This window comes from Paraburkholderia sp. 22098 (assembly GCF_052045935.1).
Lineage (GTDB): Bacteria > Pseudomonadota > Gammaproteobacteria > Burkholderiales > Burkholderiaceae > Paraburkholderia > Paraburkholderia caledonica.
In genome coordinates, this window is record NZ_JBQEPV010000010.1 from 1 (window position 1) to 12,199 (window position 12,199).

At 63.6% G+C, this 12,199-nt stretch carries 10 protein-coding genes; 2 read left to right on the top strand and 8 right to left on the bottom strand.

All coding sequences use genetic code 11. The features are described from left to right. Nucleotides 1–306: alcohol dehydrogenase catalytic domain-containing protein (locus ACTJLB_RS21120; RefSeq protein ID WP_440784351.1), on the bottom strand; the 306-nt coding region annotated here is incomplete at its 3' end. Nucleotides 307–484: 178 nt separating this feature from the next. Between ACTJLB_RS21120 and ACTJLB_RS21125 the strand changes: the two genes are divergently transcribed. Continuing rightward, complete coding sequence (locus ACTJLB_RS21125) at nucleotides 485–1,447, top strand: LysR family transcriptional regulator (protein ID WP_440784353.1); 963 nt, start codon at nucleotides 485–487, stop codon at nucleotides 1,445–1,447. A gap of 184 nt (nucleotides 1,448–1,631) precedes the next feature. Here ACTJLB_RS21125 and ACTJLB_RS21130 read toward each other — a convergent pair whose 3' ends face one another. The 4 genes from ACTJLB_RS21130 to ACTJLB_RS21145 form a co-directional block, all read right to left on the bottom strand. Beyond that, nucleotides 1,632–1,940 (bottom strand): hypothetical protein, encoded by a 309-nt coding sequence (locus ACTJLB_RS21130; RefSeq protein ID WP_020065876.1) that lies wholly within the window; start codon nucleotides 1,938–1,940, stop codon nucleotides 1,632–1,634. Between the two features lie 48 nt (nucleotides 1,941–1,988). Next, nucleotides 1,989–5,009 (bottom strand): DNA ligase D, encoded by a 3,021-nt coding sequence (gene ligD / locus ACTJLB_RS21135; protein ID WP_440784354.1) that lies wholly within the window; start codon nucleotides 5,007–5,009, stop codon nucleotides 1,989–1,991. Nucleotides 5,010–5,166: 157 nt separating this feature from the next. Then, nucleotides 5,167–6,195: a non-homologous end joining protein Ku gene (ku, locus tag ACTJLB_RS21140; RefSeq protein ID WP_020065874.1), complete on the bottom strand. Its 1,029-nt coding sequence runs from the start codon at nucleotides 6,193–6,195 to the stop codon at nucleotides 5,167–5,169. 161 nt (nucleotides 6,196–6,356) lie between these two features. Further along, complete coding sequence (locus ACTJLB_RS21145) at nucleotides 6,357–7,601, bottom strand: cytochrome P450 (RefSeq protein ID WP_440784356.1); 1,245 nt, start codon at nucleotides 7,599–7,601, stop codon at nucleotides 6,357–6,359. 321 nt (nucleotides 7,602–7,922) lie between these two features. Here ACTJLB_RS21145 and serB point away from each other — a divergent pair, with 321 nt between their 5' ends. After that, nucleotides 7,923–8,762, top strand: a complete 840-nt coding sequence (serB, locus tag ACTJLB_RS21150; RefSeq protein WP_440784357.1) for a phosphoserine phosphatase SerB — start codon at nucleotides 7,923–7,925, stop codon at nucleotides 8,760–8,762. A gap of 133 nt (nucleotides 8,763–8,895) precedes the next feature. Here the strand turns inward: serB and ACTJLB_RS21155 are convergent, their stop codons facing one another. From ACTJLB_RS21155 to bktB, 3 genes are all read right to left on the bottom strand, one after another. Next, complete coding sequence (locus ACTJLB_RS21155; RefSeq protein WP_020065871.1) at nucleotides 8,896–10,080, bottom strand: cystathionine beta-lyase; 1,185 nt, start codon at nucleotides 10,078–10,080, stop codon at nucleotides 8,896–8,898. Between the two features lie 134 nt (nucleotides 10,081–10,214). After that, nucleotides 10,215–10,880 (bottom strand): hypothetical protein, encoded by a 666-nt coding sequence (locus tag ACTJLB_RS21160; RefSeq protein WP_408417910.1) that lies wholly within the window; start codon nucleotides 10,878–10,880, stop codon nucleotides 10,215–10,217. 50 nt (nucleotides 10,881–10,930) lie between these two features. Continuing rightward, the gene (gene bktB, locus ACTJLB_RS21165; protein ID WP_114196985.1) at nucleotides 10,931–12,115 is read right to left on the bottom strand and encodes a beta-ketothiolase BktB; all 1,185 of its coding nucleotides are present in this window, start codon (nucleotides 12,113–12,115) and stop codon (nucleotides 10,931–10,933) included. Nucleotides 12,116–12,199: the final 84 nt, after the last annotated feature.

A 12,199-nucleotide genomic window follows, 5' to 3' on the forward strand; every position in this document is an offset into this window, starting at 1 on the left:
AAACTCGCTGTTCGCGCCCGGTCGCGTGATGCTGCCCGCATAGAACACCGGATCGCCGACCTTGAACAGCGTCACGTCCGGACCTGCTGCGACGACCGTGCCTGCGGCGTCCCAGCCGAGCACGCGCGGCGCCTTTTCGACGGTATCTTTCGGCGCGCGCACCTTGGTGTCGACCGGATTGACCGAGATCGCCTCGACTTTCACGAGCAGATCGCGACCCGTCGCTTCGGGTTTGGGGATATCCACGTCGATCAAGGCTTCGTCCTGGTCGATGGGCAAATAGCGGTAAAGGCCAACGGCTTTCATAAGTGCTCCCGTGTTTGTTCGGATGAGGTTGAAGAACCGGTGAGGTCCGCACGGGTTTTGATGCTTGCTGCCCGCGCCGTTTCACAGAGACCGCCGATCCATGGACATGATCGTAAGCCGCCTCTTACTTCGATAAAAGCGGCATAATCGCTGAAACATCTTTTTGATTTTCCAAATAATGGACGTTCCGGCATCTACTCTTCGCGATTCGCGGCTGGCTGGCAGCGAACGCGATCGGCTGGACTTGCTCGACGTCGCACTATTCGTGCGCGCCGCGCTGCTGGCAAACGTGTCGGCGGCGGGACGCGAGTTCGGCCTGTCTGCGGCGGTGGCAAGCTCGCGGATCGCGCAACTGGAAAAGCTGCTCGGCGCCCGGCTGCTGCATCGAACCACACGCCGCATCAATCTCACGCAGGACGGCGAAGTCTTCATGGCGCGCGCCGAAGCGCTGCTCGACGCGGCCGCCGCAGCACGCGCTTCGGTGGGCCGAGGGCAAGCGGAACCGCAAGGCCGCCTGCGCGTGTCGATGCCGTCGTCGTTCGGGCGGCAACACGTGTCGCCCGTCATCACAGAGTTTCTGCGGCGTTATCCGGGCGTGAGCGTCGATTTGCGGCTGACCGATCAGCTTGTCGATCTCGTCGATGCGGGTATCGACGTGGCGATCCGTATCGGCGTGCTCAAAGATTCTTCGCTGGTCGCGCGCCGCCTCGCGGTCAACCGGCGTGTGTTGTGTGCGGCCCCGTCCTACCTGGCGCAGCGCGGCACACCACATCATCCATCGGATCTCGTACAGCACGAGTGCATGATTCTGTCGGATCAACGCGACTGGGCATTCGAAACGCCGGCTGGAACGCTCGACGTGCGCGTGAGCGGGCGCATGGTCACCGACAACGGCGAAGTGATCCGCGACGCGCTCCTCGCGGGTTTCGGCATCGCGCTCAAATCGACATGGGACGTCGCGCCGTTTTTGCGCACAGGCGAACTGGTGAGCGTGCTCGAAAACTACCCGCTCGCCGAGAAGGTGGCGATCTGGGCTGTGTATCCGAGCCGCGCCTTCGTACCGCCGAAGACGCTCGCGTTCATCGACTTTCTTGCCGCGCATTTCGGCGATCCACCCTTCTGGGACGTGGAGCCGGAGTGAGATTGGTGACATGCGGCATCGCTGATCTGAGCGCCGACGCGGACTGTGAGAAGGACAGCAGGTTCGCGAGGTCGTCGTGAACCATGCGTCCGTTAGCCTCGGTTCGGCATAACTCACAGATAGAAGATCTGCAGCTAGCGCCAAGCCGACTTCCGTCAGCAGCCGGAAGTCAGCTTGCAATACCTCACGAGCCAGCCTTGCCGGCTGCGTTACCTGACGATTTCCCATCGGTGTTCACGTCGGCCTGCGCGTCGTTCTGCGTCTTTTCCTGATACTCGCCGCCGCCGCGGCGATCCGTGTCCTGCAGCCCACGCTCGACGTCGCTATGCGCCTGCTTGCCGACACGCCGTGGCTCTTCGTCGTGCTGCGAGCCGGCGCTCTGGTCGTTCTCATGGGGCAACGGCGCGGCTGCGTCTTCCAATGACTCCGGATGCTTCTCGGCATGCGGATCGGCCTGCTTGCCGCCGTCCGACGATTGCGGTGTGCTTTTCATAACCCGCTCCTTGTGCGTTCACTATTACAGCCGACGCGAACGCGCCGGCTACGCTCCGTTCAGGCGTTTTCTCATTGCCGCGGTGATGCGCTGGCGAGTCTTCGAGTAGTCGGCCCACGGGTCGCTCTTCAGATTTGCAAGACGCTCATGCAGGTTCGCGATATTCCACTGATCGCCGCCAGTGGTTGACGCCACTTCGTCCCAGGCGAGCGGCACCGAAACGCCGAGCCCCGGCCGCGCCCGCGCGGAAAACGCGGCGACCGTGCTGGAGCCGCGGTTATTGCGCAAATAATCGACGAAAATCTTCTGCTTGCGATTTTGCGCGCCCATTTTCGCGCTGAAATATTTGGGCAGCGTGCTCGCCATGTGCTGAGCGACCGCCTGCGAAAACTCTTTCACCTCGTCCCAACCCGCGTGTTTCGACAGCGGCACCACGACATGGAAGCCCTTGCCGCCGCTCGTCTTGCAAAAAGACGTGAGGCCGAGTTCGTCCAGCAGCGAGCGCGTCAGCTGAGCGGCCTCGATCATCCGGTCCCATCCCAGCGACGGATCCGGATCCAGGTCGAACACGACGCGATCCGGTTTTTCGATGTTCGATGCGACGCCATTCCAAGTGTGAAATTCGATGGTGCCCATTTGCGCGGCGCCGACCAGCGCCTTCACACTCTCCACGGTGATGAGCGGAGGATGACCGGGGTCGAGCCCGGGGTGCTGCGTGATGTTCGGGATCGACAGCTTCTGGCTGTGCTTCTGGAAAAACAGTTCACCGCCAATGTCTTCGGGTGCGCGCACGAGCGACACAGGCCGGTCCGCCAGATGCGGCAACATCCACCGCGCGACCGATTCGTAGTACTGCACGAGGTCGATCTTGCGCGCGCCGGTGCTCTTGTCGATCACGCGGTCCGGATGCGATACGCGAACGCCGGCGACTTCGGCGGGCGACGCGGATTTTTTCGATCGCGATGCGGCGGGTTTAGTGTCCGCGGCTTCGTCTTTCAGTGTGGCGGTTTTGGCAGCTGCTTTGCTCGCTGTCTTTGCGGCCGGCGTGGTTGTCGTTGCTTCGCCAGCAGTTTTAGCGGTCGTTTTAGTGGTCGTTTTAGCCGACGCCTTCGCGGTGGCTTTTACGCCCTTTTCCGTGTCGTTGTCCGTTGCTTCTCCCGCCGCCGCTTTGCCGGCAGAGCGCTTCTTATTCGCGCCTGAAGTCTGCACGTCGTCATCCGCTTCAGCCGCCGCGCGCCGTCCTGAACGTTTCTTCGGCGCCGTGTCGGATTGGGCCTCGATATCGGTTTGCTGTTGCACGTCGTCCCCCTTGCGTGGTGCTTCCTTGACGATCTGGCGCGCCGGCTTGTCGCTGCGCAAACTGACGAACGACGCCTGGCGCACGATACCGTCGCTCGTCCATTCGGCGAAATTGCATTCGGCGACGAGCACGGGCTCGACCCAATGCACCGGCGTGCGACTGCGCTCGCGCGGCGGACTCGCGAACGGCATGCGTTTCGTCTCGTGTGCGTCGAGTTCTTTCTTCACCGAGCGCAGCAACGCGGCGTCGAAACCGGTGCCGACGCGCCCCGCATATTGCAACTTGCCCTTGCTGTCGTACACGCCGAGAAGCAGTGCGCCGAAGGCCGCGCGGCTGCCCGAGGGTTCCGAATAGCCGCCGATCACGAACTCCTGGCGTCGGCGGCATTTGAGCTTGATCCAGGTGGCCGAGCGGCCGGAGCTATAGCCGCTGTCGCGCCGCTTACCGATGATCCCTTCGAGCGCCATATCGCACGCGCTTTTCAGCAGATCGTCGGCGCTGAACTCGAAGTCGTTCGAAAAGCGCAGCACGCTGTCGTCGACGGGTTCGAGCAGCGCGCGCAGAATCGCGCGTCTTTGCTGCAGCGGCACGCCGCGCAAGTCGTAGCCGTTCAGAAACGGCACGTCGAACAGATAGACGACGATGTCTTGCGGCCGGTTCGAATCGAACGCGTTTTGCAACGCCTGAAAGTTGGGCACGCCGTTCTCGTCGAGCACCACGGCTTCACCGTCGAGCCACGCGCTTTCCACTCCGAGTCGTTCGAACGCCTTCACCTGCTTGCCGAACTTCGCGGTCCAGTCGTTGCCCGCGCGCGTGAACACCTGCACGTCGCGGCCCTTCCCGCTCGCGTCGATGCGAGCGAGCACGCGATACCCGTCGAACTTGATTTCGTACGACCAGTCGTCCCCGGGCGGCGTAGCGTCGACGAGCGTCGCCAACTGTGGCTTGAGCGTCGCGGGCAGTTTCGCTGCCACCGCGCCTTCTATTGCCGGCGCAGCAGCGAGTTCGCGCAGCGACTCGCTGCTGCGCGTCGCCACGATGTCCGGACGCTTCGGATCGCCGCGGACGGGAGCCGCCGCAGTTCGCTTCGCTGCAACCTGCTTGTCTTTTGGCTTGCTCGTCTGCTTGCTCGTCTGCTTGCTGGCCTGCTTGCCGCCTTTGCCATTGGAGGCCGGCGCGGCGCCGAGCACACTGCCCGGCTGTTCTGCGAGAACATCATATTCGCTCTCGGGACGCGCCTCGTCGTCGCGTTCCTTGATGAGCAGCCATTGCTCCTTGTCGGCGTTGCCGCGCATGTGGCTGCGCACGAGCGTCCAGCCGCCGTGCAGTTTTTCGCCGTGCAGATGGAACTTGAGCTTGCCGGCCCGATAAGCACGCGCCGCCTCGGCCGCGCCGCCGACCGGCTCCCACGTGCCGCGATCCCAGACGATCACCGTGCCCGCGCCGTAATTGCCCGCCGGAATTTCGCCTTCGAACGAACCGTACTCGACCGGATGATCTTCGACATGAACGGCGAGACGCTTGACCGATGGATCCAGACTCGGCCCTTTCGGCACCGCCCACGAAAGCAGTGCACCGTTCAATTCGAGACGGAAGTCGTAGTGCAGGCGCCGCGCGTGGTGCTCCTGAATCACGTACGACAGGCCTTCGTCCGGTCCTGGCCGCGCCGCATTGCGCCCGACGCGCTTTTTGGTCGCCTTGTTGCCGGCGGGCTCGGGCGTTTCGTCGAAGCGGCGCTTGCGGTTGTAGAGATCGAGTCGGTCGTTCATCGCGCGAACTCCATCGGGGTCGAGGTGGCGATGGCTTGCGGCGCCTGAACCGAGTCAACGCAGCCAACCGAGCGAACGGAGCCGTCGGACCGGCGCACGAGCGGGTTCATGCCGCGGTTCTCGCCGCTATCTCTGCCCTGTTGCGCCCGCCGCTCCATCATGCCGCCGCGCGGCGCTTGCGCGCGGTCGTAGTCGACTTGGCTGTGGCCCGGCCGCCTCCACTGCCGCTGCTAGTGCCGCTTCCACTCGAGCGAGGCGCGCGCGTGGAGCGCGTCGTGCGTGGCTTTTTACGCGACGCCGTCGAGCCGCTGTCCTCTTGCGAATCGCTGTCTTCGTCGGCAGTCTCGTCGGCGGCAGCGCGCTTGCGCGTGCCCGAAGCAGGCTTGCTCTTACCGCGACCAAGGCTGCGCTTGAGCAGGTCGGACAAGTCCAGAATGTCGGCCGATTGACGCGACTCGCGCGGCGCTTCGATATCGGTGATTTCCTCGGTCTTGCCCTCGCGGACCTTCCGGTCGACCAGCGCCATGATGTCGTCGCGGAACGTGTCGTGATACTTCGATGGGTCCCAGGTATCGCTCATGTCGTCGATCAGCTTCTGCGCCATGTCGAGCTCACGCGCGCTGACGCCCGCCGCCTTGGTGCCTTCGGCCGGCAGCTTGAATTCGTCGAAGTCGCGGACTTCCTCTGCCCAGCGCAGCGTGTTCAGGGCGAGCACCGGGCCGACCGGAATCAGTGCGGCAAGATGCTGCTTGTTATGCAAGACGACACTCGCCACGCCGACCTTGCCCGACGATTTCATCGCCTCGCGCAACAGCGCATAGACCTTTTCGCCTTTGCGGTCGGGCGTCAGAAAGTACGGGGTGTCGAGGTAGAGAAACGAGATGTCGGGCGCGTCGACGAAAGCGAGAATATCCACCGTCTGCGTGGATTCGGGATTCGCGGCGCGAATCTCGTCATCCGTCAGCACCACGTACTTGTCCTTCTCGTATTCGAAGCCGCGCACGATGTTATCGCGCGTCACGTCCTTGCCGGTGCGCTTGTTGATCTGCTTATAGCCGACCGGATCGATCGTGCGCTTGTCGAGCAGGTTGAAGCCGACCTTCTCCGACTTCGTCGCCGGATACAACTGCACCGGTACGTGGACAAGGCCGAAGCTGATCGCGCCTTTCCAGATCATATGTGCCATCGTGCGCTCCCTGGGCCTAAGACCCATGGAGAAGCACCAAGCGTGCCACGGTTTTTTGACGACGCGCGGCGCAAGGCCGTTGGGCTATGCGCACGCCGCGCTGTAAGTCTTGCATGTTGGCGGCAAAAACTACGGAGTCCCGTGCATTGCCGCCCTTACCTCTATCGGCAAAGCAGCGGTACCGAAGCGAAACCGCGAAACCGCACGCGTCCGCCGCGCGTCGGCTCTCCGTCCAGTCGATAAGCAGGAAACCGCTGGACGAACCGACCAATGGCAATGCGCGCCTCGAGCCGCGCGAGCGACAGACCCGCGCACTGATGGATGCCGAAGCCGAATGCGAGGTGGCGGTTGGGCGCGCGGCGGATATCGAAGCGGTCGGGCTCCGCAAACTGCTCCGGATCGCGATTGGCGGCGCCGATGCACAGCGTGATCGGCGTGCCGCGAGCTACCGGCAGGCCGCCGATCTCCGTGTCGCTGGTCGCCATGCGGTTGCCGAGCTGGTTGGAGCTCTCGAAGCGCAAACATTCTTCGACGGCCGATTCGATCAACGACGGATCTTCCAGCAGCGCGGCGCGCTGATCGGGCCATTCGGTCAGCGCGACAAGCCCGTTGCCGATCAGGTTCGTGGTCGTTTCGTGGCCGGCATTCAGAATGAAGATGCAGTTCTGCAGCAACTCTTCTTCCGACAATTGTTCGCCGTCGCCGCTTTCGCCGCGCTCGCCTTGAATGAGGCGCGTGAGGACATCGTGTTGAGGATCGCCCGGTTCGCGCCGGCGCCGCGCGACCAGATCGCGCAGGTAGTCGACGAACTCGGTCACCGCGCGATTGCCCCGTTCGAACTGCTCGCTGGTGAGCGAAGGTTCGAGCGCGCCGAGAATAGCGAGCGACCAGTCGCGCAACGGCTCGCGTTCCGCATGCGGCACGTCGAGCAGGTTGCCGATGATCTCCACCGGAATCGCCGACGCGAATTCGCCGATCAGATCGATGCGCCCACGTTCAGCCGCGGCATCGAGCAGACCGTCGACGAGACGCACCAGACCGGGTTCCATCGCCGCTATCGCGCGCGCGGTCAGCGCGCCGGCGATCAGCTTGCGCACGCGCGTATGGCGCGGCGGATCGTTGAACACGAGGCTCGTGGTGTGATGCGTGTAGAGCGGCGAGTCGCCGTACTTGGGCTTGAATTCGACGGTCTTGTCCGAACTGAAGGTCTTCGGGTCGCGATATACGGCCTGCACGTCGCGAAACCGCGTCAGGAAAAGCGAGCCATCCGGCATGCGCTTCACTGGCTCATGCGTGCGCAATGCGCTGTAAACCGGGTATGGATTCGCGTAGAACTCGGGGCTCAGATGGCGCAGGTCGAAGTCGCGCGCGAGGATGGCTGTGTCGCCGGCGGTCGCCGTGGGCATGCGTTGTCTCCGTATAGTGTGCGTTGTTGCTCCTGCATCGCAATGACCGTGCTCCGCGCATTTAGTGTGTTCTGGCGGTGCTTTGCGAGCGAGCGGTCGTCAAAGCCTTTCTCGTTGAAGGCGCTCTCGCGCCGACTCGAAGGCCTGGATGCAGCGAGCGTGGCGCATCGTTTGACTCGTCAGTATGAACGAGGCGCGCGGGGATTGCATTGCCGCTAACCCGCGTTTTGACGCCCGCGACGGCGCACCCTGTCGAGCCGTTACAATAAGCGGATTTCCTGCGAGCCCCGCGCTCGCCTTTTTCTCGTCAATGCGTCGTTCATGAACCTCGTCATTCAAAGCCCCGCGCCGATTTCCGCCGATCATCACAAAACGCTCGTTGCGCTCTCGCGCGGCTCGCACGCCACCGTCGCCGACGCAAACGCTATCCGCATCTCCGACGCCGATATTGCACAGCGTCCGGACCTGGACGTTTATTGCGGCACGCATCGGCTGGATTACGCGTTTGTCGAAGCGGGCCGTCAGTTGCGCGACTTCGGCCTCGTCGCGATGGACATGGATTCGACGCTGATCACGATCGAATGTATCGACGAAATCGCGGACTTCTGCGGTCTGAAAGCGGAAGTCGCCGCGATCACCGAGGCCTCGATGCGCGGCGAGATCAAGGACTTCAACGAAAGCCTGACGCGCCGCGTCGCGCTTCTCAAGGGACTCGACGCAAGCGCGCTCGAACGCGTCTATGAAGAACGCCTGCAGCTTTCGCCCGGCGCCGAGCAGATGCTGGCAGGCGCGAAAGAAGCGGGACTGAAAACGCTACTCGTTTCCGGCGGATTCAATTTCTTCACCGAGAAGCTGAAGGCACGGCTCGGCCTCGACTTCACGCGCGCCAATACGCTCGACATCGTGGACGGCAAGCTGACGGGCAAAGTGATCGGCGAGATCGTCAATGCCGATGTGAAAGCGCGCACGCTGCGCGAGACCTGCGCGCAGCTCGGCATCGAGCCGTCGCGCGCAATCGCAATGGGCGACGGCTCCAACGATCTCAAGATGATGGCCGAAGCGGGACTTTCTGTTGCGTTCCGCGCGAAGCCGGTCGTACGTGAAGCCGCCAGCGTGGCGTTCAACTATGTAGGACTGGATGGGTTGTTGCGGTTGTTTTGAAGTCTGCTGCGCGCGGGCGTGGTTGCGTCATCGTTGCGCCTGATGGCCGCGACTCGCTGAGCGCAGCACAATAAAAAGCCCACCGCGAATGCGTCACGGTGGGCTTATCTCACTGCGCCGACGCAGCGTCAGTTCACGCGAGTGCCGCGAGACACTGCTCGATATCCGCGCGCAAATCGGCTTCTTCCTCGAGGCCGATATAGAACCGCACCAGCGTGCCGCGATGTGGCCACTCGCCTTCGGTGCGCATCGATGCAATGTCGTACGGCATCACGAGGCTATGCGCGCCGCCCCAACTCCAGCCGATGGCAAACAGCTCCAGCGACTCGCAGAAGGTGTCGATCTGCGCGGCGCTATACCGTCCGTCGAACACGACGGAAAATAATCCGCCAGCTCCCGTGAAGTCGCGCTTGAAGAACTCGTGCCCCGGACAGTCTTCAATCGCCGGATGCAACACCGCGGCGATCTCCGGCCGCGTCTTCAGCCACTGTGCGAGCGCGAGCGCCGAGCGGTCGTGCTGCTGGAAACGCACCTGCATCGTTGGCAGGCTGCGCAGGATCAACGAGCAGTCATCCGACGACACGCCGATGCCCATGCGCATGCGCGCCGCCTTGAGCTTCAGATGCAGTTCGCGATCGACGGTAATGGTGGCGCCCATCAGCACGTCGCCGCCACCCGACTGATACTTCGTGAGTGCCTGCACCGAGATGTCGACGCCGTGATCGAACGGACGGAAACCGAGCCCGGCGGACCAGGTGTTGTCGATCGCCGTCACCACGTTGCGCGCGCGGGCGGCCGCGGTGATAGCAGGCACGTCGGCCACTTCCATCGTCACGGAACCGGGTGCTTCCAGCCAGATGAGCCGCGTGTTCGGCTGGATCAGCTCGGCAATGCCCGCACCGATCATCGGATCGTAATAACGAACGGTCACGCCAAAGTCGCGTGCGAGCCAGTCGCCGTGATCGCGGTTCGGCGAGTAGACGTTGTCGGGAATCAGCACGTCGTCGCCCGCTTTGACGAGCCCGAAGTACACGTTCGAAATAGACGACAGTCCCGAAGGCTGCAACAGCGCGTGATTGCCGCCCTCGATCGTGGCAAGGCGCTGCGCAAGAGCGAGCGACGTGGGCGTTGCGTGCAGGCCATAGCGCCATTGGGCGTCGTTTTTCCAGTCGAGCGCGCGCATGGTCGCGAGGTCCGGGAAAACGACGGTCGACGCGCGCGTGACCGGCATGGAGAAAGACTCGAAGCCCGGCGTGAGCTTGTCCTCTGCGTGCACGATGCGAGTCTGCAAAGACCGTTTGAGTTTGGATTGGGTCATGATGAATTCAATGAAGAAAGACGATGCGAAAAGCGGCGAACGCCGCGCCGCTCACGCAAGAGTAGACGAGTCGGCGGAATTTCGCCGCGCCGGGTGTGGGTGCCGCGAATCCGCGAAGATCACCGGACGCGGAATCACTCGCCGGTTTGCAGGTTGCTGACGCCGCCTACCGGCCGGCCCGCACCCGTTGGCGCTGCCGGCGGAGCCGCGGCTGCGGGCGCCGCCGCATCGGAGCGAGTCGCGGAAGCCGCGCCGCCCGCAGCGGTTTTGCCGTCTTTCGGAGCAGCGGCCGCTGCCGGCACCGCTTGCCCGGCTGCCAGCGGCTTGAGATCGAACGGCTGGGGGTTCGAATCGTCCACGTTCATCCGGTCGCCCGCCACGGAACCGTCCGCCGCGAACTTGCCGACCCAGTTGCCGGTAATGTGCGTGCCGTCGTTCGACTCCTCGACTTCGAGCGTGTCGCCATCGCGGTCGCCGGCGATCAGAATCACTTCACCGGTGTCCGTGAACTGATACTCGCCATGAACGCCGGACGGATCGTCCGTCTTCGGACCAAGGCGCAGCACGATCTGGCGGGAGCCGAGCATGCCGCTATAGCGCGGAAATCTGGCGAACTCGGGGCTCGGCTTGAGCGGCAACTGGATCGGCGGGGGCGCGGCGAGTTCCTTTACCGCATCGCTTTGCGCTCGCGCCGTTTCCGGCGCCGACACCACCACGCTCACGGACAGCAATGCGGCAACGCTCATAGCCGTCCAGCCGCGCCGACGCATCGCGCCTTTAACCGGTTTCGATTCCTGCATCCGTTCTTTCCTCAATTACCTTGGCTACTGCCTGCTGCGCTTCAGGCGACTCAGATCCGTTCGAAGATCGCGGCGATGCCCTGCCCGCCGCCGATGCACATCGTGACGAGTGCGTAGCGGCCGCCAATGCGTTGCAGTTCGTACAACGCCTTCACGGTGATCAACGCGCCGGTGGCGCCAATCGGATGACCGAGCGAAATGCCCGAACCATTCGGGTTGACCTTGGCCGGATCGAAGCCCAGTTCCTTGCTGACCGCACAGGCTTGCGCGGCGAACGCTTCATTGGCCTCGATTACGTCGAGGTCCGCAACCGTCAGCCCGGCACGCTCGAGCGCCTTGCGGCTCGCGGGCACGGGACCGATGCCCATATAGGCGGGATCGACGCCCGCATGCGCGTACGAAACGAGCCGCGCCAACGGCTTGATGCCGCGCTGCTCGGCAACGCTGCGCTCCATCAGAACGACCGCAGCGGCAGCGTCGTTGATGCCCGAAGCGTTGCCCGCCGTGACCGTGCCGTTTTCTTTCGCGAACACGGGCTTGAGCTTGGAAAAATCTTCCGCCGATGCGTTCATGCGCGCGTGTTCGTCGGTATCGAACACGGTGTCGCCTTTCTTCGACGGAATCGTGATCGGCAGGATCTGTTCCTTGAAGTAACCGCTCGTGATCGCGTTGGCTGCGCGGCGATGCGATTCGAGCGCGAGCGCGTCCTGCGCTTCGCGTGAAATGTCGTATTTGCGAGCAACGTTCTCGGCGGTCACGCCCATGTGAATGGACTGGAACGGATCGTTCAACGCGCCGACCATCATGTCGACGAGGCGGGCGTCACCCATGCGCTGACCGAAGCGCGCGGCGGGCATCGAGTAAGGTGCGCGGCTCATGTTCTCCGCGCCGCCGCCGATCGCGATGTCCGCGTCGCCGAGCAGCACGCTTTGCGCGGCCGACACGATCGCCTGCAAGCCCGAGCCGCACAGACGGTTCACGGTCAGCGCGGGCGTGTGCTGCGCGACGCCGCCGTTGATGGCGGCCACGCGGGCCAGATACATGTCTTTCGGTTCCGTATGCACGACGTTGCCGAACACCACGTGGCCGACTTCGTCGCCGGACACGTTTGCACGCGCGAGGGCCTCGCGCACGACGCGCGCGCCGAGGTCGGTGGGCGGAAAGTCTTTCAGACTGCCGCCGAAACCGCCGATTGCCGTACGCACACCGCTCACCACCACCACGTCCCGTTGCATTGCTCGCTCCTCGTTTAGTCTCTCAAGATGGTTCGCTCTGGCTCGACCCGTATTGCGGCGCATATTGCGACGCTTGATGCGGCT

Excerpts from the sequence above, each read along its gene's own strand:
- ACTJLB_RS21125 (WP_440784353.1), top strand. The coding sequence starts at position 485 with ATGGACGTTCCGGCATCTACTCTTCGCGATTCGCGGCTGGCTGGCAGC.
- ACTJLB_RS21130 (WP_020065876.1), bottom strand. The coding sequence starts at position 1,940 with ATGAAAAGCACACCGCAATCGTCGGACGGCGGCAAGCAGGCCGATCCG.
- ligD (WP_440784354.1), bottom strand. The coding sequence starts at position 5,009 with ATGAACGACCGACTCGATCTCTACAACCGCAAGCGCCGCTTCGACGAA.
- ku (WP_020065874.1), bottom strand. The coding sequence starts at position 6,195 with ATGGCACATATGATCTGGAAAGGCGCGATCAGCTTCGGCCTTGTCCAC.
- ACTJLB_RS21145 (WP_440784356.1), bottom strand. The coding sequence starts at position 7,601 with ATGCCCACGGCGACCGCCGGCGACACAGCCATCCTCGCGCGCGACTTC.
- serB (WP_440784357.1), top strand. The coding sequence starts at position 7,923 with ATGAACCTCGTCATTCAAAGCCCCGCGCCGATTTCCGCCGATCATCAC.
- ACTJLB_RS21155 (WP_020065871.1), bottom strand. The coding sequence starts at position 10,080 with ATGACCCAATCCAAACTCAAACGGTCTTTGCAGACTCGCATCGTGCAC.
- ACTJLB_RS21160 (WP_408417910.1), bottom strand. The coding sequence starts at position 10,880 with ATGCAGGAATCGAAACCGGTTAAAGGCGCGATGCGTCGGCGCGGCTGG.
- bktB (WP_114196985.1), bottom strand. The coding sequence starts at position 12,115 with ATGCAACGGGACGTGGTGGTGGTGAGCGGTGTGCGTACGGCAATCGGC.